The 25,317-nt window shown below is 35.3% G+C and carries 19 protein-coding genes; all 19 read right to left on the bottom strand.

Translation table 11 applies throughout. From position 1 onward, the window contains the following. Positions 1-11 precede the first annotated feature (11 nt). Positions 12-1,430, bottom strand: a complete 1,419-nt coding sequence (locus B5X47_RS05020; RefSeq protein WP_079589105.1) for a sensor histidine kinase — start codon at positions 1,428-1,430, stop codon at positions 12-14. 43 nt (positions 1,431-1,473) lie between these two features. Further along, positions 1,474-2,076: an ANTAR domain-containing response regulator gene (locus B5X47_RS05015; protein ID WP_013360467.1), complete on the bottom strand. Its 603-nt coding sequence runs from the start codon at positions 2,074-2,076 to the stop codon at positions 1,474-1,476. Positions 2,077-2,079: 3 nt separating this feature from the next. Continuing rightward, positions 2,080-2,511 carry a EutP/PduV family microcompartment system protein gene (locus B5X47_RS05010; protein ID WP_079589104.1) on the bottom strand — a complete coding sequence of 144 codons (432 nt, stop codon included), beginning with the start codon at positions 2,509-2,511 and terminating at the stop codon, positions 2,080-2,082. Positions 2,512-2,536: 25 nt separating this feature from the next. Further along, positions 2,537-2,881, bottom strand: coding sequence for an ethanolamine utilization microcompartment protein EutS (gene eutS / locus B5X47_RS05005; protein WP_079589103.1), 345 nt, complete (start codon positions 2,879-2,881; stop codon positions 2,537-2,539). A gap of 307 nt (positions 2,882-3,188) precedes the next feature. Continuing rightward, positions 3,189-4,592: a sensor histidine kinase gene (locus B5X47_RS05000; protein WP_041487066.1), complete on the bottom strand. Its 1,404-nt coding sequence runs from the start codon at positions 4,590-4,592 to the stop codon at positions 3,189-3,191. Then, a complete protein-coding gene (locus tag B5X47_RS04995; protein ID WP_079589102.1) occupies positions 4,582-5,277 on the bottom strand; it encodes a response regulator transcription factor in 696 nt (231 codons plus the stop codon). Before B5X47_RS04995 ends, B5X47_RS05000 begins: the two co-directional genes overlap by 11 nt. 13 nt (positions 5,278-5,290) lie before the next feature. Continuing rightward, a complete protein-coding gene (locus tag B5X47_RS04990; RefSeq protein WP_079589101.1) occupies positions 5,291-6,625 on the bottom strand; it encodes a hypothetical protein in 1,335 nt (444 codons plus the stop codon). Between the two features lie 114 nt (positions 6,626-6,739). Then, complete coding sequence (locus B5X47_RS04985) at positions 6,740-7,078, bottom strand: hypothetical protein (protein WP_079589100.1); 339 nt, start codon at positions 7,076-7,078, stop codon at positions 6,740-6,742. Positions 7,079-7,124: 46 nt separating this feature from the next. Next, on the bottom strand, positions 7,125-8,342 hold the full coding sequence (locus tag B5X47_RS04980; RefSeq protein ID WP_079589099.1) for an MFS transporter: 1,218 nt from the start codon (positions 8,340-8,342) through the stop codon (positions 7,125-7,127). Between the two features lie 38 nt (positions 8,343-8,380). Continuing rightward, positions 8,381-8,680 (bottom strand): hypothetical protein, encoded by a 300-nt coding sequence (locus tag B5X47_RS04975; RefSeq protein ID WP_079589098.1) that lies wholly within the window; start codon positions 8,678-8,680, stop codon positions 8,381-8,383. Positions 8,681-8,719: 39 nt separating this feature from the next. Then, on the bottom strand, positions 8,720-9,691 hold the full coding sequence (locus B5X47_RS04970; protein WP_079589097.1) for an LCP family protein: 972 nt from the start codon (positions 9,689-9,691) through the stop codon (positions 8,720-8,722). A gap of 227 nt (positions 9,692-9,918) precedes the next feature. Next, entirely contained in the window at positions 9,919-11,919 is a 2,001-nt protein-coding gene (locus B5X47_RS04965) for a methyl-accepting chemotaxis protein (RefSeq protein WP_079589096.1), read from the bottom strand. A gap of 471 nt (positions 11,920-12,390) precedes the next feature. Further along, entirely contained in the window at positions 12,391-12,876 is a 486-nt protein-coding gene (locus tag B5X47_RS04960) for a QueT transporter family protein (protein WP_330395735.1), read from the bottom strand. A 235-nt stretch (positions 12,877-13,111) separates the two neighbouring features. Further along, entirely contained in the window at positions 13,112-14,671 is a 1,560-nt protein-coding gene (locus tag B5X47_RS04955; protein WP_079589095.1) for a bifunctional GNAT family N-acetyltransferase/carbon-nitrogen hydrolase family protein, read from the bottom strand. Between the two features lie 163 nt (positions 14,672-14,834). Next, positions 14,835-16,466 (bottom strand): hydroxylamine reductase, encoded by a 1,632-nt coding sequence (gene hcp, locus B5X47_RS04950; RefSeq protein ID WP_079589094.1) that lies wholly within the window; start codon positions 16,464-16,466, stop codon positions 14,835-14,837. A gap of 295 nt (positions 16,467-16,761) precedes the next feature. Continuing rightward, on the bottom strand, positions 16,762-17,190 hold the full coding sequence (locus B5X47_RS04945; RefSeq protein WP_143215766.1) for a DUF6762 family protein: 429 nt from the start codon (positions 17,188-17,190) through the stop codon (positions 16,762-16,764). Between the two features lie 75 nt (positions 17,191-17,265). Beyond that, entirely contained in the window at positions 17,266-18,150 is an 885-nt protein-coding gene (locus B5X47_RS04940) for a DegV family protein (protein WP_079589092.1), read from the bottom strand. A gap of 147 nt (positions 18,151-18,297) precedes the next feature. Then, positions 18,298-21,852 (bottom strand): helicase-exonuclease AddAB subunit AddA, encoded by a 3,555-nt coding sequence (gene addA, locus B5X47_RS04935; RefSeq protein WP_079589091.1) that lies wholly within the window; start codon positions 21,850-21,852, stop codon positions 18,298-18,300. Then, positions 21,853-25,209 (bottom strand): helicase-exonuclease AddAB subunit AddB, encoded by a 3,357-nt coding sequence (addB, locus tag B5X47_RS04930; RefSeq protein WP_159446402.1) that lies wholly within the window; start codon positions 25,207-25,209, stop codon positions 21,853-21,855. It abuts the gene before it with no gap. Between the last annotated feature and the right edge of the window lie 108 nt (positions 25,210-25,317).

Genomic DNA, 25,317 nt, shown 5'->3' with positions numbered 1-25,317 from the left:
CTCCTGCTTTATTATCTACATTTATTGATTATTTCTATTTCAACCTGAGTTCCAAAAGGCGAAGATGAAATTCCAAAGCTTCCATCTAGCTTTTCAACCACTAATCCCTCTACTATATTTAGCCCTAAAGACCCTGCAGGTCTTTCAGTTTTGTCAAATCCTACGCCATCATCAGCTACTATAATTTTCGAATACAGCTCATCCTTTTCTATATGTATTCTGATATTTCCTTCTTTTCTGTTTGGGAAAGCGTATTCCATACAGTTTTGAACGAGCTCATTTACAGCTAGAGCTATTGATGTAGCTTTATCTGAATCTATGCTAAAATTATCTCCAGTAATTTCTACTTTTATATTAGTAGAGGGCTTGGAATTATAATAAATTGTATTTTGAACGAGATTTGTAAGAATATCCTTAATATCTACGTCATCCACACCATTTTGAGCTAAGAGCTCGTGAGTAACAGCAATGCTTAGGACTCTATTTATACTCTCCGAGAAAGCTTTTTTTGCTTGGTCATCGGTGATTCTTCTAGACTGCATCCTAAGAAGCGAGGCTATAGTCTGAAGATTATTTTTTACTCTATGGTGAATTTCTCTTATTGCCACTGATTTTAATATCAGCTCTTTTTCTCTATTTCTAAGCTCTGTCATATCTCTAATAAGAACCACTAGGCGCTGGTCATCATCCTTATTTTTTAATACTGAGTACTGAACATTTAAGTTTAGTTTCCCAATGTGAATTTCAGGGACTTCCATATAGGTAGTCTCAGTGACGTCCTTAAAGGTTTTTTCATCTAAGGCAACATTGTCAAAATGCATTCCTATGATGTCATCCTTATAGCCTATCTTTTTATAAATGGATATAGCCATAGGATTGGCATAGATTACTACTCCCTCTTTATCAAAAATCATAATTCCATCAGTTACGTAGTTTGTGATGTAGTCTATCTTGTGCTCTTCTCCTCTATTGTGAAACATAAGAGCTTGAGTAAGCTGCTGAGCTGTCTCAGATAGAATTTCTATATTTCTTCTTTCCGCAAAATCCTTTGTGGCATCTTTTTCCACAATCAAGGTTCCAACTACCTTGTCGCCATTTTTAATAGCAGTTACACTTTGCTCTATAGGTATGTTTTCCTGACTTATACCCTTTAGCTCTCTTGTGGTGAGTCCCGTATCCATAGTTCTAAGTACAGCAGGCTCGTTTTCTCTCAAAGCAAATTCGCCTACTACGTTTTTCTTGTATAATGATTTTTTCTTTTTCGCTTCAGCCACAACTATAGCTGTATCAGGCTCTCTCGTCATACAATCTATAAATACATCTCCATTTGTAACCTGAGATATAAGAGGCAGAAATTCATTTACATTGTAAAGCAGCTGTATATCGCTTTCGTTAAGGGTCGTGAATTTTTCGCATAATTTTCTTATCAAGTCTCATCATCTCTTTTCATCGAATATAGAAGCTATATGCCTGTTAAACTGCAACTGTCTCAGTTTTTACAATAATTTCTGCTAGTGTCCTTAGACTACAGCGTTTTTTCATGCTCATATTTCTGAGCATACAGTAAGCTTCTTCTTCAGAGATTTTTTCTCTATGCATTATTATGCCTTTCGCTTTTTCTATGATTTTTCTATCTTCTAGCTTTTTCTCCAGTTTTTCTACTTCACTTTTCATAGCTCTCATCTCTTCATTTCTGCTAAGAGCTACTTCAATAGCTGGGATTATAGATTTTTCATCAATAGGCTTTATAAGATAATTCATAACCCCTACTTTTTTTGCCTCTTCTACGTATTCCTTGTCGTTATAAGCAGTCAATAGAACTATGCAACCTGCGATATTTTCCTCCATAATTATCTTGGAAGCCTTTATCCCATCTAGTATAGGCATCTTAATATCCATGATTACGAGATCTGGTCTATGCTTTCTACATAACTCAATACAGTCAAACCCATCTGAAGCTTCTCCCACTACATTGTGCTGTGCTTCCTTGATAATTTCTGCTATGTCCATTCTGGTAATAAGCTCATCTTCGGCGATGAGGATATTTTTGGATATCATTTCAGAACTTTCTTTCATGAGTTACACCCCTTCTTCAAGTAAGTAGTTTTTTAACTCTTCAATTGTCGTAAGATCCTTTGAGCTTGTATAGTAGATTTTCTTAACTCCTGCTTTTTCAAGAAATTCCACGGCTCTACAAAAATCCTTCTTTTTGTCTATCTTTGTTACTACCCCAATTACCTCTCTGTTAAAAGCACTTGCGAATTCAGGTGGAAAAATAGATGAATCCTCTTCTGAATCTATGACGAGCACTACAGAGTCAACATCGTAGGAAGTAAGCAAAATAGCTCTATATAGTCTAGGATTTTCTATATATTCTCCTGGAGTATCGATTAAGTTATGTAGTCTTTCTATTGATTGAGTTTTTTTGGCGTTGCTTTTTCCATATAAAATATTATGAATAAGCGTTGTCTTTCCACTTCCGCTTCGTCCTATTATCATTACTTTTTTCAATTTTAAACAACCCTTCCCATATAAATTACGTTCTGGTTATCGTTGTAGGTGCAAAGTTTAAAATATTAAAAAGACCATTTATAATCTCACTAAGTGCTGATTCCACACTTGCTACATCACCTGTGATCAGCAGTGCTCCACTGAATCTATCTATGAATCCAATATCTATTGATGCTGCCTTACTTGCTATATCAGCAGCTATTATCGTTCCCTCGGCTGGAGTTATGGTAAGGATGCCTATAGCTCCTTTTTGATGCTCATCTAGTCCTAATTTTTTATATACCTCTGGTTTGGGATTTGCTATAACGTGAGCTATAGTTATCTGCTTGCCCGGAACATATTCTTGTATTATTCTCGCTTTATCCTGCATGAAAACCCTCCCGCCTTGTTAAATCACAATAAAAAAAGAGACATAAAAACATAAGCTGTTTTTAGCCTCTTTGCTAGTAAACATTGACTTCATGTGCTACACGCCTATGTGGAGCACTCACAAAATTTTACTTACCTAATTTTACCATCACAAAGTCAATTCATCAATACTTAAAAGAAAAGTTTTTTGAATATTTTGATTTATTATATGCTTTTATGCTCAAATTAATTTCCATGTTTTACTATATAGCTATCATGCTCTTTCTATAGTGAAATTTCGTAGTTCTTCTAACAATCTTATTTCATACTTATTCTGTAACTGCTGGTATTATAACTGTTACAGTGGTTCCTTCTCCTAGCTTACTATCTATATAGAATTTTGCATCGTGAAGCTTTAGTATCTCGTCAACTATAGAAAGTCCCAGTCCACTTCCTGCCATGGTTTGATTTCCTTTATAGAATTTTTGAGTTACATTTGGAAGATCTTCTTTTGAAATACCTAGCCCTGTGTCTATAAATCTTATTATGATTTGCTCATCCTGACCTTCCGCTTCTATCTGAACACTTCCGCCAGCTGGAGTAAACTTAATTGCGTTTGCTAGAAGATTTATAAAGACCTGTCTTAATCTATTTTCATCTCCCATAATCATTGTATCTTTACCTATTTTATTGCAGCTTAAGGTTATATGGGCAGCTCTTGGCTGAAGCTGTCTATATACCTGCTCGAGCACGTGTTTTGGATTAATTTTTCTTTTTACTACTTTCATCCTGCTGGATTCTAGTCTAGAAAAATCCAAGAGCTCTTCAACCATATCCTTTAGTCTATCTGCTTCTCCAGATATGATTCCAAGTCCCATACCTAGAGCTTCATTTTGAGATACAGACTCCTCCATCATCAAGGTCTCACTCCATCCTTTTATAGATGTAAGTGGTGTTCGTAGCTCATGTGATATAGATGAAATGAAATCCTTTTTAATTTTATCTGTTTTTAGAATCTCTTCAGCCATATAGTTCATGGTTTCTGTAAGCTGACCTATTTCGTCATCGTAGATTTTCTTGGCTTTTTGGTCGAAATTACCTTCTGCCATGCTCTTTGCTACTACATTTAGCTTCATTATAGGGTTTACTATAGATTTTGAAATAATCAAAGCTAAAAGCATGAAAAATATTATAACCGTTGCTCCGAGCGCTAGTCCACCGAGAATATAGTTTTTTACTTCCCTATCGACCTTTTCCATAGATACAGTATATCGTATCACTCCATCTATCTGGTTATATTTTAGAAGAGGTCTAGATGCAGAGAGCATTCTTTCTCCTGTCATTTCACTGTAGCTTTCATATATAGTTATTTTGTTGTTAAAGGCATCATTTATATCGTCAGTTTCTAAAACTGAAAACTCAGACAAGCCATTTGAATCCATAACTACTATTTTTTCTTTATTTAAAATTTGAACTAAAAATTTATTGTCATAAGAGGATATATTATTTTCAAATAGGAATTTAGCTTTTTCTTCTACTGATGAATAAGTGAAGTATCTGTTTAAAAATTCTGCAGATATATTAACTCTATCCTTTAGAATCTGCTCCACTCCTCCATAGTAGTAGTTTTGGACAAAGGCAACAAATAACACCTCTAAAACCACTACCGTAGCAATTACTATAGCTCCAAAATTTATAATTATCCTACTTCTGATACTGGATTTAAATCCCATCCTCTTCCCACCTATATCCATATCCCCACACTGTCTTTAAAAATCTAGGCTCAGCTGGGTCATCTTCTATTTTCTTTCTGATTCGTCTCATATTTACATCGACTACCTTTAAATCTCCAAAATAGTTTTTCCCCCAGATTTCGTTTAATATCTGGTCTCTGCTTAGAGATTTCTTTGCATTCTTTAAAAATAGCTCTAATATTTCAAACTCCTTAGGAGTCAGCTCAATTTCTTCTTCAGCTTTGTAAAATTTTCTATCAGATAGATTAAGAGTAAAAGGGCCACTTTTTAATATATCCTGCTTTTCATCTATGTGACTGCTTGTAAGTCTTCTGATCAGAGACCTTATTCTAGCAACTAGCTCTGTAGGACTAAACGGCTTGCTAATATAATCGTCTGCTCCATACTCAAGTCCTAGCACCTTATCCTGTTCATGAGTTCTCGCCGTAAGCATAATCACGCCCATCTGGGGATTTTTCTCTCTAAGATACTTAAGCACCTCAAATCCATCTATCCCAGGAAGCATAACGTCAAGAATAGCCACCTTAATATCTGGATTGGCATTATATAGCTCTATAGCCTGCTCTCCAGATTCTGCTTCTATCACTTCATAGCCTTCTCTTTTTAAGTTAAGAGTAACAAAGCTCCTTATTGCATATTCATCCTCTAATACCATTAATTTCATACTCTATATCCTCCTAAATTCCGCTTGGTTTAGTAACATTCGAAAGATTTAAAATGTCAGACCTCATCTTGATATACTGCTCTTTATCTTTTCCAGTGAGCTGATTTGAAAGGTCTTCTACCTTGCCTCCAGTAATATCGTCATTTGTTTCAGAAATTATTTGAAGCACCTCGTCAGTTTCCTGCCATTTTGTTTTGTTTATCATTTTGATTTCAGCTAATTTATAAGCTTTTTTATTGCTAGCTATAAAATTAATTTCAATCTTATCAGAAGTTTCATTGCCAGTTATGCTGTAGTTGTTTCCAAAGCTGTCTGGAATTTCAAACAAAAAGCTCATCTTGTAATCTTCGTATATCTGCTTGACAAGGCTCATAGTAGAATCCTTATTTATCTTATAATAGCTCTTCACCCATGGCTTTAGAGGATCATATAGCTGGTCGTTGTCAGGAGGAGAAAAAGGTATACCAACCTCCATTATCCCATCAGAGTCTACATCCTTAGTCTGAACTGGAAAGGACTTATCACTGAGCTTAAACCCTTTATAATCTTCGATGTCTTTTATTTTTTTATCCTTAAAGAAGAAAATATCCGTACGTCCTTCGTAAATTCCTGAAAAAGAATCTACAAAGATTACTTCCTCATCATCATAGATATTTCCTATAGCTATAGAGTAGGGATCTACCCCTTGAGGAAATATTTTCTCATCTATTCTAGAGACTTTATTTCCAGACACTCTCATCATTCTAAGTCTATTTTCTATCATCTCTTCGTTTTGATATAAAATGGCTATCTCATAGCTATCGTCCTTATCTAAATCTCCTAGCGCCATACCAGCATAAGGCATTTCTAATATAGAAGTGACCTTATTATCTTTAAAGCTCAGTATTGTGAGCTTTTTCCCATAGCTAATGGACTCATCAGAGTAAGTTCCCAGCACTATTTCTTTATTCTTATCATTGTCTAAATCTAGTACCTTAAACTGAAGTATATCAAAAGAGTTTAGCTTGATATCTGAAATTTTTTCCCATTTATCTCTTTTATTAGATAAAATTAGCATTCCCATAAGCTTAGTATTTTTATCCTTATAAAAAGCTATCATCTCTAATTGACCATCATCATTTAAATCTATAGGTGAAAATGCCATCTCCTTATCTACTCCATCTAGATTTGGAAGAGCTGTAATCGTGCTATCTTCAGGCAAAAACTTTTCAAGAGCTTCCTTCATGGATTGCTTTTCCAGATTAAGTTCAGGCGGCTCTATCAATTCCTCTGGCGTGGCTATATTGGTACAGCCAGTGAACACTAGCGCAACTGCCATTGCCAGTAATACGGGCTTTATTTTTTTCACATTCTTTCCTCCATAACATTCGGGGATTGTTTTATCACTTATACCACTATAAGGTTTTTACAAAAAAATGTATTTACAAAAAAATTAAGTCTAAAATCAGACTTAATTTTGAGTTTACTTTTTTGAATTTACACCTAAAGCAACAAGACCGCAAAAAATAACTGGCCTTAATATTGCTTGTTCTAAAGAAAAATTAGTGCCTTGAAGCAAATATATCACCGGAATAAGAGCAGAGGCTCCTAGAAATATATAATAGCCCATTCTAAAGCCTCTGAGCATCATACCTATGGATATTAAAATCATAAGATAGCAGATAAAAAAGACTGTACCATAAATTCCTAAATGATAAGCAATAGAATTCCAAGCCGTAATATAAGGTATCAACGTCACAGTATACATAATGAACATAATGCAAAGAACTATTTTAAACCACAATGGGTTAGCTAGCTTCATAATTTAATTATCCTGCCTTTCTAATATTTTCAGGAAATAGCAATTACTAGGTTACTTTGTCTGGACAAGGTGATTTTTTTAAAAACTCACTCTGATATAATTTTATGAATAATACAGTGGCAACTAAATAAAGAGCTACTGTAAAGTAATAAGGAGTGTTGTAATCATATCTATGCATTATGTAGCCTCCTATTGCGATTCCTATAGCTCTTGTAAGGTTGCTCGAAAGAGACATAAGGCTAGAAAGGTTGGCTCTATCTAGTGGATGCACTAGGTTCATACCTAGATTTTGGATTATAGGAGTTCCCATATTCATAAGAGACGAGCGCATAAAGAAAGAAATCGCAACAAACATTATGCCTTGAGGAAATGCTATGGATATCAAAAATGGTATGGAAAACAGCTGGCATACCACTACTGACTTATGCTCTCCTAGCTTCTTTGCCATCAACGGTATGAGCATGCCACCTAAAACACATCCAAATTGAGAAAAGGACAGTATCCCACCTACTACTGCATCTTGAATATCTAGAGCATATTTAAGATAGATGCTGAAAAAAGGAACTACCATTCCAGCTCCCATTCCTATTACTGCATTAAATATTAGAAAATCTAAAGCACTGCGATTTTCTAAAATATTTTTATATCCGACTAGGTACTGACCTAGGTTTCTTCTTTTTGTTATCTGGTTTTGTTTTATTGTTAAAATCGGAATGAAGGACACTATTGCAAATGCTCCACCTAGTGCTATAACCGCTAAAATCGCTTCTATATACGGTATCTTTATAGAAAGGTAATTCGCCAGTAGCCCTCCAAAAAAATTTGCACTTGTGAAACCCGCATTCATAACAGTAAAGTTAATACTAAAAACAAGCACCCTTTGAGATGCAGAAGAGTTTTCACTCAGAAACATAGCCTCTCCAGTGCTCTTCATCGAAAAACCTAGACCGCTTAGTATACCTGCAAATATAAGCAGATATGGATTTACTGTATTTCCCATAAGCGCAAAACCCAAAAACACAGCTAAAGAGCCTAGCATGAAGCTTTTTTTGCTTCCAATTTGTCCTATCAGAAAAGCTCCTACTAGAGAAAATAGTGCTGTTGATAAAGTATGCACTGAAAGCATATTCCCTACAAAATCCTCTGTATATCCGCTTTCTTTTAGAAAAATACCCACGTACATGCTGAATACTCCAGCAGAAAATGAAAGCAAAAAATTGGCTGTCAAATAACTTTTTATGTTACTGCTGAGTTTTTCCTTCATCACCGATGTCCCCCGTTTTGCACTAGAACCTGTATAGTCTAGTTATCATCATCAGGCAAAATTTTCATATCAAATTCATCTGCTGGCATTACTTCCTGTGGTACTTCCTCTTCAGGCAATATCTGATCTTCCTCTTTATCTTCTTCTTTTTCATCGTCTTCTAAAATAGGCTGAGTTTCATTGTTGCTTTTGTCATCAAGTATTTCCTCAGCAGCTTTTTCATCAGCAAACCCAGCTTCAGGACTGAGAAGCTTGGCACTTTCTATCAGCGATGGCAAAAATAGCACAAATGCAATTACTAGAGTTGCTATAATAAAAATTTTTACATTTTCATTCATGTGCATCATCCTTCTATCTTATTTATATTGTAAGATTCATTAGTCCTGCTGATCATCTGTTATAGGCTTTATCCCAAGGTAAAGGTTTCGAATTAGCTCCTTGGTAGCCTTAGCATCGTGCTTAAAATACCAGATTCCGTCTATTATTTCATCTTCTCCTACCACGCTGTAGGCATTTATATTTTCATCCTTAAGTCCAGCTAGCTTTGTTCCAAAATACATAGCTTCTTTCAAATCCATACTCGTCTTTGTATTTTTAAGCCCTATAGTAATAGCCTTGGTCAAGTTCGAAGGCTGAATCCCTTTTTTTATTGCAGATATAACAAATTCCTGCTGTCTTTTAATCCTGCCTATATCGCCCTCTGCTCCTAGACTTCCACTGTTATTTTTTCTCCATCTTAAAAACTGAATTGCTTTTTCTCCATCTAGTAACTGCTCGCCTTTTTTAAGATTAATATGAAGCGGTGGCTCTGCGTAAGGGTCATCATATCTCATGTTAAATGGAATATCTACCTCTACTCCTCCTATAGCATCGACCACGTCCTCTACCCCATCGTAATCAACAGTAATATACTCATGAATAGGTACGGATAAAACCTTGGAAACCGCATTTGCAGTCGCTTTGATTCCACCTTTACCGTCCGGATATCCATATACAGCATTTATTTTTCTTCTTCCTGCGTCTTCATAGCCATAATCTACATAGGTATCTCTTGGGACTGATATTATATCTATTATATTGGCTTCTTTGTCGTAGCTGAACACCATCAAGGTATCTGTTCTTTCGCCTTCTATTCCAGCTACCAAAATATTAACTCTCTTTAGCTTTCCGTATTTCTCATCTAATTCACTTTGTTCTTTTTCCTCTTCTGACTGCTCAGTAGTGTCTACTGCTTCAAATTCTTCATATGAAGTCTTGTGGTAATATTGCTGGAACGCAAAAAATCCAGCTGCTGCTATTACGATTAAAATAGTCAAAATAATTATTAGGTATTTCAAGATTTTTTTCAAATTATCACCTTTAAAATTTATTTTATATATTCAGTTATATTCTACCCCTTAGTAAAATATACGTAAAGATAAATAATGATTACAGTAATATAACAAAGCAATGAAAATCTAGCTGATTAATTCAATCAAATCTATTTTATAAGTAAGAGAGCCTTGCTTTAATAACAACAAAGGCGGTTTCTGACTAAATATATATTAGTCAAAAACCGCCTCTCAAATTTCATACTCTAAATCTTAAATCTAGATAGTCTTTCCATAACCTCAGCTGCAAGAGCACTAAGTCCAGATGCACTTTGAGCAACCTGTTCTACAGCGTCTGTCTGTTGCTGCATAGAAGCCGTTACTTCCTCAGATGCTGCTGCAGTTTCTTCAGATACAGCTGAAATATTTTCCATTGTACTTACAATTTTCTCTTTTTCTGTCATTAAGCTTGCTACTTGAGTTGTCATTTCTTCTATTCTTTGAGCCACTTTTCCTATAGAAGAAGATATTTCTCCAAAAGCAGAATTTACTTTTTCAACTGACATCTCTTGCTCTACATATATGCCCTTTACTTCTTGCATAATATTTACAGTGTGCTTACTTTCATTTTGAATCTTATCTAAGATTATTTTAATTTCTTGAGCTGCATTGTCTGAGCCTTCAGCGAGCTTTCTAATCTCGTCAGCAACTACGGCAAACCCTCTTCCTGCTTCTCCTGCTCTAGCCGCCTCTATAGATGCATTAAGTGCAAGTAGATTAGTCTGACTAGCTATAGATGTTATGGTCTCAAGAATTGCATTGATAGAAGTTGCACTCTTATCTAAGTCCACAATAGCCTTTTCAACTCTGTCATTAGATTCTAGGCTGACTTTACTTGCTTGCTTTAACTCTTCTAATGTCTTAATTCCCTCTTCATTAACCTCTAAAGTGCTTTGAGCATTAAGGTTCATTTCTTTACTATTTTCAGCTAGATTTTCAAATTTTTCGGATAGCGAATTTGCTATTTGAACACCAGTTTCAGTTTCTTCTGCTTGGTCTGATGCTCCTCTAGCTATTTCATCAACAGTATTTGCAACATCTGTAGATGCCGCGCTAGTCTGCTCAGCAAAAGCTGCTAAGTTCTCAGATGCTTTTAGAACCTCTTGACTTACCCCTACTGTGGCAGTCATAAGATCTTTAACCTCAGCAATCATTATATTAAAGCTTTTACTTAGACTTCCTATCTCATCATTACTCTTAACATCCATAGTAACAGTAAAATCCCCAGCTGCTACTAGCTTCATTTTTTGTTCTATATTCTTAACCGCTTTAGTTACAAAACCAGTAGCAAATATCCCTATTAGAATTGCAACTATTAGAGAAATCACTCCTATAGTTATAATATTTAGAGTCATTTGGTCTGTTACTGCAGTAATTTCTTTATACGAAACTGTATTTACTAGTATCCAGTCAGCAGTTGTAAATTTCTGATAAACTATAAATCTTTCATCCTTAGTAGCCTCATCAGTGTAGTCTAAGGTTCCACTTCCTGTTTCAAAATAGGTGTTTAGAGTTTCATCAGTAAAACCAATATCCTTGATATTTTTTCCTATCATTTCTGGATTAGGATGGGCAAATATCATACCATCTTTTGCTATTATATAAGCCTCGCCTGTTTCACCTATTTTAACTTGACTTATTAACTCAGAAAAATAGCTAAGTTGTAAATCTATTCCTGTAATTCCAGGAGATGTTCCATCAGTTGATTCAGGAATTTTTATAGCCGCTGTAATTACAGTTTCTCCCGTTCCAGCGTCCACATATGGGTCAGTCCAAATAACCTCATCAGTTACATCTGCAGCCTGATACCATCCTCTTGTAGTAGGATCATAGTCAGCTGGAAGCTCAATATATGGGCTTATATACATCTTCTTTTCTCTAGTTCCTACAAATGAGTTTAGTACATTTGGATTCACGTCTCTATATGCAGCTATCGCATCTACTAAATACGGCTCCGTAGTTGGATCCACTAATATATTTCTAAGATTATAATTCCCCGCATGTAATTGAAGCGATTTCGCATTCCCTTCTAGCACATTTTCTAGGGAAGTTGTAGTAGCTTTATTTATCTCTTGCATAGAAGCTAGATATTGTTCTAACATTTTTTCCTCTGCTAATCTAGTACTTCTTAAGCCCATAACAAACATTGGCAAAGTGATAAGAATAATTAGCATGATTACGATTTTGGTTTTAAGATTCATTTTCATTTTGACACCCCTCCACAATTGAATTCCATAACTACTCTTCTTGCTAAAATTGAATAAAAACTATATTCTTTTATCGTCACATAAATAGAAAAGATTAGAGTTTTTATTGAAATTAATATATATACGCTATTTATAACCATTTTTGGAATATTAAAACATTTGCAGTAATATTTCTGTAACTATTTTACTACTTGTAAATAGTTTTTACAATACTATAGCCTATTATTTTATATATTTATTTTTAATTAAGTAAAATTCTAAGTTAAAATTAATTCTATAGCTAAATACCGTAATTATTAATATCTATAACTTTTCTATTGAAATTAAATATTTAGAAAACTTTTAAAAAATCTTACTAATTTTTTCTTTAAAACTAAAAAAGCCGCCTTTCATATAAATAAAAAGCGGCAAGTTGATTGATTAACTTATAAACACTGTTTTATATAGGAAAATTATAAAACAATCTACTTTTTAATCTGTCACTTGAGTCAAGTTCTGTATAGTCTTATTTTTCATAACTACTTTAAACACAGGATACCCTAGCACTGTAACTACTAAAAATTCTCCAAGTGCTACATAAAGCGCTGTAGATACAAAAGGTGCTCCTGTAAATATAGCAAGCTCTAGACCAATTATAAGTCCGTTTGCAATTGTAGGCCAAAAAGAAGCAATAAACATAGACTTCATCTTTGACATCATGAACACTGCTATAAAGGTAGCTAGAGTTCCAAAAACAACATCTGGAAGTCCAAATGGACTAAATAAGTTGGCGATAAAGTTTCCAAGCACTAGTCCTGGAATAAACACTGGATCTACAAATGCCAGTAGGGTCATTACTTCTGAAAGTCTAAGCTGAACAGCTCCATAGCTTATAGGTGCCATAGCGACTGTCAGTACTGCGTAGATAGCAGCTGTTGCTCCTATCATTGCCATTTTCTTTGAATTTAACTTTTGCAAAATATTTACCTCCCTTGATTTTTATTTTTTAGAAGTGGGTGCCAAGTAAACACTTCTTTTTTAATATATTGCAAAGCTAGGATATTGTATCACACCTTAAGATATTTTGCTACATCACATATGAAAAATTCTACGATTATATATATCCTCATATATTATTTGTAAGCTTTACATAACCTTTTTAAAAATTTTAATTAGAACTAGAAAACTATTTTTATTCACCAATCGATAACTATCACTTAGAAATTCTTGGATTTTTTCCTTCTTTTACAGTTATTTCATAAAGGTCAGTTCTTCTGTTGTTAAACTGCATCACACTTCCCGTGCTTCTGCTTCTTCTTAGAATTTCCAAATCTAGATCTCCAACTATAACCATCTCAATATTTGGAGTACATTCAGCCACTATCCCATCTCTAGGGAATCCAAAATCAGAAGGCGTAAATATAGCAGACTGAGCATACTGAATATCCATATTTTCTGCTTCAGTTAGGTTTCCAACTGTGCCTGCAATAACTGTATATACTTGATTTTCAACAGCTCTTGCTTGTGCGCAGTATCTCACTCTTAGATAACCTTGTCTATCATCAGTACAAAATGGAGAAAATATTATATTTGCTCCTTTTTCAGCAACTATTCTAGAAAGCTCAGGAAACTCCATATCATAGCAGATGAGTATAGATATTTTGCCACAGTCAGTATCAAAAATCTTAATTTCGTGACCAGGCTGAATCCCCCACCAGCGTTCTTCATTTGGCGTAATATGAAGCTTGTACTGTTTGTCTATAGTTCCATCACGTCTGAATAGATATGCAATGTTGTATATATCTCCATCTTCTTCTACAAAGTGAGAGCCTCCTATGATATTTACGTTGTACTTGACAGCTAGCTCTGTAAACAGCTTGATATAGTCCTCTGTATATCTAGTAAGCCTTCTAATTGCAAGGCTAGGAGTTTTTTCTTCTATAAAAGAAAGTAGCTGAGTGGTAAATATCTCAGGAAATACTATAAAGTCTGATTTATAATCAGAGCTTATATCCACATAATATTCACACTGATGAGCAAAATCATGAAATGAGTTTATTTGCTTCATCATGTACTGAACTACAAAAACTCTAACTGGAAACGAAGTCTTATAGGTTCTTTTAGTCATAGGTCTATAATCTATGTTTGACCATTCCATAAGAGTTGCATACTTCATGGAATTAAAGTCATCCTTGAGATAGTTGTTATTTATACGCTTTAGTACAAATCCATTCATAAGCTGAAAAGTAAGCACTGGGTCATAGATGTTTTGAGCCATTACCTCTTCCACATACTCTCTAGGTGTCATATCCTCAGAATATTTATGATAGTTTGGAATTCTGCCACCTATTACTATGCTCTTGAGATTCAGCCTCACAGCCAAATCCTTTCTAGCATCGTAAAGACGCCTTCCTATTTTCATTCTTCTGTATTCTGGATGGACCATAACTTCTATTCCGTATAGGTTGTATCCCTTTGGATCGTGGTTTCTGATATAGCCCTTGTCAGTGATTTCATCCCAGGTATGCTGGACATCGTACTCGTCAAAATTCACGATAAGGCTAGAGCACGAGCCTATGATTTTATCCTCATACTCTATACAAAACTGCCCCTCTGGAAAATATCTAAGATGACTTCGAAGCTGTTCTTTAGTCCAAGGCTTCATATTTGGAAAACAAACGAGGGCAAGCTCTATTATTTCATCTATATCCTTTTCTTCTATATTCCTAAGTACTATCTTTTTCTCAAATTTTGATAAATCCATATCTGCCATACATATTTCCTCCTCAAAACACTTCATGTCTATTTTATCTAATATACCCTAAAGTCTGCGATTGAAAAAGATAAAATGCAAAAAAGATGCCGTAGGTCTAATTAAAGACTTACAGCACCTTTTTAGTTAAAATGAGAATAATTTATGTTTTAGGATAGGGGAATTATCCTAGGAAAACCTTCATATCGTCTTCTACAGTTCCGATTCCAGCTATACCAAAGTTATTTACTAATACATTAGCAACATTTGGTGATAAGAAAGCAGGAAGTGTAGGTCCAAGATGGATGTTCTTAACTCCAAGATATAATAGAGCAAGTAGAACGATAACAGCTTTTTGCTCATACCAAGCTATATTGTACGCTATTGGAAGCTCATTGATATCTTCAAGTCCAAATACTTCTTTAAGTTTTAGAGCAATAACTGCTAGTGAGTAAGAGTCGTTACACTGTCCAGCATCAAGTACTCTAGGAATTCCACCGATATCGCCAAGGTTAAGCTTGTTGTAACGATATTTTGCGCATCCAGCAGTAAGGATAACTGTATCCTGAGGAAGTGCCTCAGCAAAATCAGTATAGTAGCTTCTTTCTTTAAATCTTCCGTCGCATCCAGCCATAACAAAGAACTTTTTGATAGCTCCAGTTTTAACTGCATCTACAACCTTGTCAGCAAGAGCGATAACTTGATTATGTGCAAAGCCTCCAACGATTTGTCCTTCTTCGATTTGAACTGGAGGAGCACATTTTTTAGCTTGCTCTATAATAGCTGAGAAATCTTTAGCTTTTCCATCTTCTCTATCTGGAATATGAACTGCTCCTGGATATCCAGATGCTCCTGTAGTGTACATTCTATTTAAATAAGTGTTGTTTGATTTTAGAGGAACTATACAGTTAGTAGTAAATAGGATAGGTCCGTTGAAAGATTCAAACTCTGGGTTTTGGCTCCACCAAGATCCACCATAGTTCCCAACAAAGTGCTCATATTTCTTGAATGCTGGATAGTAGTTAGCTGGAAGCATTTCACCGTGAGTATATACATCTACACCAGTTCCCTCAGTTTGCTTTAATAACTCTTCCATATCTTTTAGGTCGTGACCAGAGATTAGGATACCTGGGTTATTTCTAGTTCCAAGGTTAACAGTAGTAATTTCTGGATTTCCGTAAGTTGAAGTATTAGCAGCATCTAGAAGTGCCATTGCAGTTACTCCAAACTCACCAGTCTTAAGTACATAAGCTGTAAGCTCGTCTGCAGACATATCTTCTCTAGTCATTACAACTAGTGCTTCTTCCATAAAGTTATCAAGTTTTTCGTCGTTATGTCCTAGGTTATGTGCATGATGGTAGTAAGCAGCAAGTCCCTTAAGTCCAAATAGGATAAGTGATTTAAGCGCTCTAACATCTTCATTTTCTATTGAAAGGAATCCAACTTTTTGAGCTAATGAGTTCATTTCATCTAAAGTTGCAGCTGTAAATGTAGCTGTAGGATGATTGATTTCTGCTCCTAATTGCTTTTTAAGTTCTTCTCTTATAACAAGTGCATCTTTTACTCTTTTAATGATAACTTCATCATCAAAGTTAGCATTAGTAATAGTAGCAAATAGTGACTCCATTATGAATAAATCCACTTTAGGGTCAATCTTTTGACCTTTTGCTCTTAATTCTTGAGCATAAAGTGAAATACCTTCCGTTGAATAAATAAGTAAGTCCATCATGTTAGCTAAGTCGTTCTTCTTTCCACATACTCCAACTGATGTACATGCATATCCTTTTGCAGCTTCTTGACATTGATTACAATACATAAAGACACCTCCATGGTTTTTTAAAATATTTTTTAGCTGTGACAAAAACCACAACCTACTATCCTAGTGCTAGTTGATAAGTACCCAATATTTTGAATATAAACACAAAATATTAAAATTTTACGAATATTTATCAATTTATAACCAAAATTTAAAACTAATTATATTTTCTACTAAAATAGTATACTTTTTAAGCAGAAAATAAATTTTATAAAACTTATGCTCTTAATTTACATCATATAAACAAAGAATACCGTAACAAATGTTACGGTATTCTAAAATTAATAATTTATTTTTATTTATATTCTTCCTCTTTATCTTCTATCTCTTGCATTACCTCTTGTAGCTCTATATGATGAGTCTCTAGAATTTTTTGAATCTGCTCCTCTGTTTCTTCTATATTGTCTAGAAGTTTAAATGTAACTTCCCATAGAGGATCGTAATCATCTTCTATCGGTTCAACTTTTATGACAAAATCAAGAGCTGACACTCTATCTTCATCATAGTAATCGTATATAGCTGAGTATTCCCAGTCTTTTACTGGAGTTGCAGTAGTGATTCTAAGATGAACCATGTCCTCTTCCTCTTTGTCTATCACAAAAATACTCTCTAAATACTCTCCCATGCTAGGAATATTGTAACTTCCTACTTCCGACTCGAAAAAACCTGTTTCTCTATCTTTTCTCATCAATATCACTGCAAATGGCTCCATTATTTTCATCATTCCTATCTATTATTGTTAAAATAACAAGGTTCCAGCACCTATCAGCAATCTTTGATTGCTATATGGCCATGGCTCTTATTTGTCTTCTTTTATATTATCCATTCCACTGTCACATTTTACTGAAAGTGCCAAAAGTCCAGGTCCTGTATGCACACCTATAACAGGGCTTACAGAAGTCTCTAACACATATTTACAGTTTGGCATAGCTTTGAATTTTTCAGCTATTTCCGTAGATTCTTCAGGTGCGTTACCACTTAGAACTATAACCTCAAAGGCTTCTTTGTCCTTTACAAGGTTGTGAATTACATTAAATAATTCTGTAAGAGATTTTTTTCTTCCTCTTACTTTTTTGATTGTAAAGTACTGGCCGTCTCCTGCTTCATCTACGCCTACTATAGGCTTGATGTTTAGTAAATCTCCCACTGTACCTTCTACTCTTCCCATTCTTCCACCTTTTTTAAGGTAGTAAAGCGTAGGAAGTACGAATATAGATCTAGTGTTCTTTATAGCTTTCTTTGCAATAGCCACTATTTCTTCAAAATTAGAGCCTGCTTCTCTTGCTTTAGCTGCTTCTACTATTCCAAAGCCAGAACCCCATGAAATGCTTTTTGAGTCAAGAAGCTCAATTACGAAATCATCTTTGTAGTCATTCGCCATATTTCTAACCATATTGTAGGTACCGCTCAGTCCAGATGAAATAAAAGCACCTAGAATATGAGTGTATCCCTCTTGTTTAAGCTGTTCAAAGGTCTTTACCACATCAGCCGTAAGAGGAAGCGAAGTCTTAGGAACTTCTCTTTCCATACCAGAGTAAATCTGTTCTGGTGTGATGTCTACCTTGTCTCTATATATTTTGCTTTGATAAATTATCTGAAGTGGCATTACCTTTATATCATATTTGTCTATGATGTCCTGAGTAAGGTCAGATGTGGAATCCGTAATGATAGCTATTTTTTCCATATTCTCTCTCCTTCATAAGGGATTTAAATTAATTATAAACTATAATCCTAAACTATCCCATATTTGATTCACAGTTTACCATATATATTTTACCCTATTTTACTTTTATCTCACACAATTATAAAATTTTAGAGCTTAAATTGCTCTTTAGATTACTTTAACAGCCTCTTGAATATCAAATAAATAAATATAAGCTTCCTTTACAGCCTTATCTGTGCTTGATTCTAAAGCTTCTTTATAAAGCTCTAGCTGAGGTCTGTACATTTCAGCTTTATCTTTCTTTGAGCCAGCACCTAGATAGTCTGTTTTGTAATCTACTAGCACCCACTTACCATCTTCTTCAAAGTAAGAGTCTATTACTCCGCTTACTAGAACCTCGTCTTTTTTTAGCATAAATGAATTTTCTCTTATTACATTTTTAGACCTACGCATCCTTTTTCCTAGCTCGGAGCAGAAAAATTCATAAAGCATCTCAGAATCTAAAGAAGCTCTCTCTTCTGAGGTAAGAAGCTCATTTACATGCATCATATCCAGCTGGTCTTCTATTTCGCTAGGACTTGATACTTGATTTAGGTTTATATTTTGCATAGCAAAATGCATAAGAGTTCCTCTTTGTGAAGCACTAAAGGTTTTTACTTTCTGCATGAACCTCGGCATGCTTTGGATTGCTACTGAGATTTTCGAAGCATCTAGTACTGATTTTGCAAGCATAGTTGCGCTCGTTTTGGACACCTGCATAGTCTGCTCTTTATATGGATATTCATAGCTGAATCTAGAGTTTATCACAGATATCACTTCAGGATTTAGGCTTTCACTAGAGTCAGCTTTATAGTCTCTTAAAATAGCCTCCATATTGTCTATATCCTCTCGCTCTCTTTGAGACAGCTTAAGCAGGTCGTATTTTGCTACTAATGAAAGCTTGAAGCTCGATTTATAAGATGTATCGTCTTCTATTACTTCTCTTACAGCGTAGTCTCTAAGAGCTGATGCATCCCTATGTTTATACAGGGCGATGAGCATCCATGAAAGATAGTTGCTCTGTGACAGTAGATAGCTAGTGCTAGTTGATTTACTTGCCTTTGTAGCTAGCTTTTCTATATCCTTTACACTTCCCACCATTATCAAAGTATCTACTGCTCTAGTAAGAGCAACATAAAGGATTCTCAGTTCCTCAGATAGCATTTCTTTATTCGACTGAATTTTTATGGCCGTCTTTGGCAGAGATTCTCTGTAGACGTTTTTGTCGAGGTCTACGTATTTCGGCCCTATGCCTAGGGAGTTGTGAAGCATAATATCTTGCTTAAAATCAGCTTTATTAAAGCCCTTGCTCAGTCCACATACAAAAACAACAGGAAACTCAAGTCCCTTACTTTTGTGTATGCTCATGATTCGAACTCTATCCTCGCTCTCACTGAGAGCTTTGGCTTCCTGAGTATCTCCCTTGTCCTTTAGAAGCTTGTCTATATAATGCAGGAAGTTGAAAAGTCCATTTGTAGTGTTTGACTGAAATTCCGAGGCTTTATCGAGCAGAGCTTTTAGATTTTCCTGCCTCATCTGCCCTCCTGGCATAGCAGCCAAATCGCTATAATAGCCTGTGTCATTCATCAGATACCATAAAAATTCATCTAGTCTTTGGAGCTTTTCCTTAAAGCGATAGGTTTTAATTCTATCTAGGAAAGCTTTTATTTTTATTGAAAGCTCATTATCATTGTCAGCCATATAAGAAAGCAAGGCCTCATATATTGCGCCTCTTTTATAAGCTACTCTTATCTCGATTATTTCATCTAAGCTAAAACCTCCTATAGAGGAATTCATAACAGCTAGAAGAGCTTCGTCCTGCTCTATATTGTCTATGATTTTAAGCAAATCTATAAACAGCTTTACCTCTAGCACATCGTAGTATGAAGCACTGTAATCCACATAGCAAGGTATCCTGTCGTCCTTAAGGACCTTTTCAAAAGCTGCAATACTGCTTTTTGGTGAGCGCATGAGAATAACAATATCTCTATAGGTTATTTTTTGAAATTCCTTAGCTTTTGGATTATAATGCTCCTTGCCAAGAAGTTCCTTGATTCTAGATGATACATACATAGCCTCTAGCTCTGAGTTATCCATATCTGCATCCTCAGCTAGCTCATCGTCTTCCTCTAGCTTATGGTTTTCAAGCACTACAAGCTCTACCTTGTTTTTCTCAACAGGAAAATCCATCCCCGGAATTAGCTTGGCCGAATCGTCATAGTCTACTTCTCCTAAGTCTTCATTCATAATAGCTGAAAATATATCGTTGATAAATTCCAGTATTGCAGGCCTACTTCTAAAGTTGTTTGATAAATCAATTCTTTTATTTGGTCTATCGTCAGCTTTTGCATAGGAGTGGTATTTATCTATGAACAAAGTAGGGTCAGCTAATCTAAATCTATATATGGACTGCTTTACGTCTCCTACTAAAAATAGATTATCTTCTCTTTTGATTGCTGAGATTATAGTTTCCTGAACGATATTACTGTCTTGATATTCATCAAAGAAAATATAGGTGTATTTAGCTCTTAAATCCTCTCTTACAGCTTCATTTTCCAGCAATCTAAGAGCATAATGCTCCAAATCTGAGAAATCTAAGACTGAATTTGCTAACTTTATCTCAGAATATAGCTCGTCATATCTTGCTACAGTTTTGTAAAGAGCTTTCATAAGAGGATAGAGATTTTTAATATCTTCCAGTTGAAATCCTTGTGATATATTTTTTATTGATTTTTGGATGGCTTTGATACCGCTAGCTTTTATATCCGTATCTCTTATAGCCTTTACTTCATCAACTAAAGCAACATCTAGCTCTTCCTTCATTTTTTTAGAAATTGCTGCAAATCTGCTGTGCTTCACTTCTGCTATAGCCTGTATAAAGTCTGCAAAGGACTGCTCTAGCTTGGATTTCAAATCATCTATAAGTAGCAAATCATCTTCAATAGCCGCTAAATAAGGAAGGGGCCCTCCTTCTAATTTACAAAGCTCTATAGCTTTCTTGCCTGCATCATTGGCTGCATCTAGCTTGATTCTTATGTCGTCTTTAATTACCTGCATCCACTTACTAGTAGAAAGCTCATCAAAGCTCGATATATTAAAGCTTTCAGCTTCACTTTCGAGCCATTTTAGTGGATAGGGCTGGCTCTGGATGAAATTGTATACCTTATCTATGAGGTCGCTTAGCTTCTTGTCGTCCTTTGTTCCGCCATAGCTATCAACCAAGGATAAAAACAAAGCATCATCTGAGTCATAGGCTTCATCAAACAAGCTCTCCATAGCTTGAGTTTTCATAATAGAAACAAGGGCATTGTTTGCTATTTTAAAAGAAGGATCTAAGTCTAGCATATGAAAGTTTCGCCTTAATATATCTATACAAAATGAATGCATAGTGCTAATAGAGGCTCTAGGCAGATTTTGAATTTGTTTCGTTAGGTAGTGGCTCTCCTTTGGATTATCTAGCATCCTCTGCATGAGCATCTTTTGTATTCTATCTTTCATTTCAGCCGCCGCTGCATTTGTAAAAGTAACTATGAGGAGGTTTTGAACATCTACTTTTTCATTTAGCACTATATCTATGATTCTTTGAACCAGTACGGCTGTTTTTCCTGAGCCTGCCGCCGCTGACACTAGAAGATTTTCTCCTCTACTGTCTATTGCACTTTGCTGAGCATCTGTCCATGCCATTTAGTTTCCCTCCTTCTTCATTAATAATTCTTTTACTTCCTTATCCTTTAATGCCTTTACAGTTTTGTGAGTATTTCCTTCAAATAAAGTATCGAATTTACACATACTAGAATACTCACAGTAGCTACACTGAGCTTTTTGTTTATCGCTGTAAGGATGTATAGATATATTTCCAGCTAGTATCTCCTTTGACATATCCTTTACAAGCTCCATAACATGGTCTAATAAAGCTGTAAATTCTTCCTCGCTAAGAGCATTTTCACTTTTTATATCCTCATCCTTTACTCTTACATCTATTACGCTACCTTCGTTTTCTATATCCGCATCTATGGCTTTGATTATATTTATATCCTTTAGAACTATGCCTTGCATCTTGAGCTTGCCTGCAATTTGCTTTTCTATTTCCTCTACATCTGTTAAGTCAGACTCTATGAGCTTATCCACTATAGGGAAATAAAAGGCTCCTGCTGGATAGGCTTTGGTCTTTTTAAGGCTAGGCAGATGCTCTAGCACCGATTCCAAATACACTATGAGCTGAATATCTAGCCCATTGTAAGCATCTGAAAGACTAAATTTCTTTTCTCTGGATTTATAATCTATGATTTTGACATAGGTTTTTTCATTTTCATCTAAAATATCTACCCTGTCTATTTGACCTGTGAGCTCTATAGTGCCATACTCACCTAAATCCAGCACTATAGGTGGCAATTTCATCTCAAAATCATAAGGCTCAAACCTACCCTTGCTCATTTGGTTTACCATAGTCCAAGCGGCACGTCTTCCTACTTTTTTTATCTTCTTCATCATATAGGCATTTCGTTTTGAGTTATCCATGAGTATCTTGATATGACTAGATAAGCAGTTTTCTATTAGCTTATCAATTTGCTCGTCACAGGTTTTTTTATCTAGCAGAAGTGGCAGGCTAGCCTTGTTATTGGCAAGCTTTGCAAAATCCTCTATAGCACTGTGAAATATAGTCCCTAGCTCTGGTGGTCCTATTTCATGAACTTTTCTAGGCTCTGGCTTTAGACCATACTGCACAAAATGGTCAAACGGACATTTTGCAAACCTTTCTAGCCTACTTACGCTCGCTTTAAACGGAGCCTCGTAAAGCTGCTTTGCTTGAGTAGGAGTGATGTATTCCTGCTGATTTTTATAAAACAAATTATCGAGAAGTCTTTGCCTTCTAGCTTCCCAGCCATCGTTATCTATATACCAGCTATATAGTGATAGCCAATCCTTATCAAGGAGCTTTTCTTCTACTAAATCTCTCAGCTCCCCTGCTAGCTTTACAAAGCTGTAGTCAGGAGTTGATATATAGCTAAAAACACTAGTATCTGATAAAGATGAGCGTTCATGTAAATTTGGAAATAAAGTCTTAAGCCTGTTTATTATAGTGGAAGGTCTAAGAGCTTTATTATCCTCTCCTCCTGATAGACTGTAGCTTAGGAACAGCTTGTCATTTGGCTTTGATAGTGCGCTGTATATGGATAGAGTCTCATCTGACATGGCATTGTCTAGCTCTGATGGTAGATTTACTCCGAGGTCTTTTAGCTTTTTCTTGTCATCATCTAGAAGTATAGGGCTGTCCTTTCCCACATGAGGTACATAGGTGTCGTTAAGTCCCATAAAAAACAGAGCTTTAATAGCTGTGCTTCTGCTTCTATCTAGAGTTGCAACTATAACCTGATCTAAGGCAGGTGGAATTATGCCTATCTCATGCTGCTTGATGCCTTCGTAAAGTATATTTCTAAATTCCTCTAGGCTCATAGGTTTTTCACCCATAATTTCTACAAGCTGGTCTAGAGTATCTAGGATTATATTCCATATTTGGGCGTTTTCATTTGCATAGTCAAAAGCATTTTCTTCTCTTAATCTATTTACGAATATCTCAAGCTGGTCCTGAGCTTTTATTTCAGTCAAAAATCCAAATAAAGCCTTGGAATAGCTAGGTCCAGTTGCCGAGCCTTTAAAGCTTTTTTTGTTTAAATCAAATAAGCTCACAAGATAATCTCTAGCTATTTTGATTTTTTCTTTATACTCAATAGAATCATACTGGTCAAAAAATCTTTCTTCACTGAATCTATTTTCATCTAGCCACATTTTGCCTTTGATGCCCCACTTTAGGACAAAGTTTTCAAGGGGCATATACTGGCTTTCATCTAGCTGAGTAAAGCCTGATTTGAGAAAACTAAATACATCTTCATAGCGAAGATTTTTGATATGCATATCCAGATAGGAAAAAATAAGTGTGATAAGAGGACTGCTCATTATATCTCTTTTTACATCGACAAAATGAGGTATCTCAAGCCTGGTGAATACTCTGCTGATAGGACCTGCATAGAGGTGAGGCATCGGAGTGATGATTAAGATATCCTTAAATCTATAGCCAAAGTCCCTAACTAATGAAAGTACCTCAAGAGCGCAGTGCTCTGCTTCTTTTCCCATATCAAGAGCCTCAAACAGCTTCACATCGTTAATTTCCTCTTTATATGAAGGCGCTTTATAATCGTAAAGAGCCTTTTCTATATATCTTATTTCCTTAGACTTAGTGCTTTCGTTCACTAAAGCTTCGATTTCAAATTCACTGCCTGTAGCTTTTGCTATAGTCTTTAGCTGATTTATAGTTAGGCTAGTAGGAGAAAATACATCTTTGTCAGCTGAAGTTTCATCATAAGTCAGGGCAAAGCAAAGAGAAGTGCCCATTTGAGCTAGCTGCTCTATCACTGATAGCTCCAAAGCTGTAAAGCCAGTAAAGCTATCGAAATAAAAACTTGAATTTGAGATTTCTTTATAGAGATTGATTTTTTCAGCTAGCAGACTTATTCTGTCTTCATTATCTATATACTGGTCCTGCATGTAATTCAAAAACTCATTGTAAATAAAGCCTATCTCAAACAATTTTTGCTTTAAAAGGGCATTGTTTTCTATTTGATTTGATTTATCTAGTAATAGAGAAGGCGGTACAGCCATCTTTTTTAGCTCTGACAGGGTATGTGATAGCTCACTTAAAAAACCCTCTTTTTTATAGGCTGTTTTATACATAGGAAGGCTCTCCTCATGCTTATCAAATATAAGTCTAAGAGCCATGTGCTTTCCTATTTCATCTATATATGGTCTTTTTAGTCCGCCTACCCTCGATAGTACTAATCTAGACAAACGCTCAAAGCTCATAACCTGTGCGTAGATTAGCCCTTTTGAGTCCACTTTATCCATAAGAGCTAGCTCACTTTGAAGCGTAAACTGCTCAGGTACCATAAGATAAGCTATCTCTGCATTTTTATCCTTTTCTAGTATCTCTTTATATAAGCTGCTGGTCTTTCCATAGCCAGCTCTTGAAGTTATTATTTTAATCATAATCTTCCTCCTATGGCTCATAAGCAAAACATTTGTTTCTTCTATTTATTATATCATAGCTGCTTAAGATATATTTGAGACTAATAATCTTATAAGCTATATTTTAAA

This window comes from Acetoanaerobium noterae (assembly GCF_900168025.1).
GTDB lineage: Bacteria > Bacillota > Clostridia > Peptostreptococcales > Filifactoraceae > Acetoanaerobium > Acetoanaerobium noterae.
This window is presented reverse-complemented; position numbering and strand designations above follow the sequence as displayed.

Excerpts from the sequence above, each read along its gene's own strand:
- B5X47_RS04995 (WP_079589102.1), bottom strand. The coding sequence starts at position 5,277 with ATGAAATTAATGGTATTAGAGGATGAATATGCAATAAGGAGCTTTGTT.
- addB (WP_159446402.1), bottom strand. The coding sequence starts at position 25,209 with ATGATTAAAATAATAACTTCAAGAGCTGGCTATGGAAAGACCAGCAGC.
- addA (WP_079589091.1), bottom strand. The coding sequence starts at position 21,852 with ATGGCATGGACAGATGCTCAGCAAAGTGCAATAGACAGTAGAGGAGAA.
- B5X47_RS04940 (WP_079589092.1), bottom strand. The coding sequence starts at position 18,150 with ATGGAAAAAATAGCTATCATTACGGATTCCACATCTGACCTTACTCAG.
- B5X47_RS05000 (WP_041487066.1), bottom strand. The coding sequence starts at position 4,592 with ATGGGATTTAAATCCAGTATCAGAAGTAGGATAATTATAAATTTTGGA.
- B5X47_RS04975 (WP_079589098.1), bottom strand. The coding sequence starts at position 8,680 with ATGAATGAAAATGTAAAAATTTTTATTATAGCAACTCTAGTAATTGCA.
- B5X47_RS04965 (WP_079589096.1), bottom strand. The coding sequence starts at position 11,919 with ATGAAAATGAATCTTAAAACCAAAATCGTAATCATGCTAATTATTCTT.
- B5X47_RS04945 (WP_143215766.1), bottom strand. The coding sequence starts at position 17,190 with ATGATGAAAATAATGGAGCCATTTGCAGTGATATTGATGAGAAAAGAT.
- B5X47_RS05015 (WP_013360467.1), bottom strand. The coding sequence starts at position 2,076 with ATGAAAGAAAGTTCTGAAATGATATCCAAAAATATCCTCATCGCCGAA.
- eutS (WP_079589103.1), bottom strand. The coding sequence starts at position 2,881 with ATGCAGGATAAAGCGAGAATAATACAAGAATATGTTCCGGGCAAGCAG.
- B5X47_RS04955 (WP_079589095.1), bottom strand. The coding sequence starts at position 14,671 with ATGGCAGATATGGATTTATCAAAATTTGAGAAAAAGATAGTACTTAGG.
- B5X47_RS04980 (WP_079589099.1), bottom strand. The coding sequence starts at position 8,342 with ATGAAGGAAAAACTCAGCAGTAACATAAAAAGTTATTTGACAGCCAAT.
- B5X47_RS04985 (WP_079589100.1), bottom strand. The coding sequence starts at position 7,078 with ATGAAGCTAGCTAACCCATTGTGGTTTAAAATAGTTCTTTGCATTATG.
- hcp (WP_079589094.1), bottom strand. The coding sequence starts at position 16,466 with ATGTATTGTAATCAATGTCAAGAAGCTGCAAAAGGATATGCATGTACA.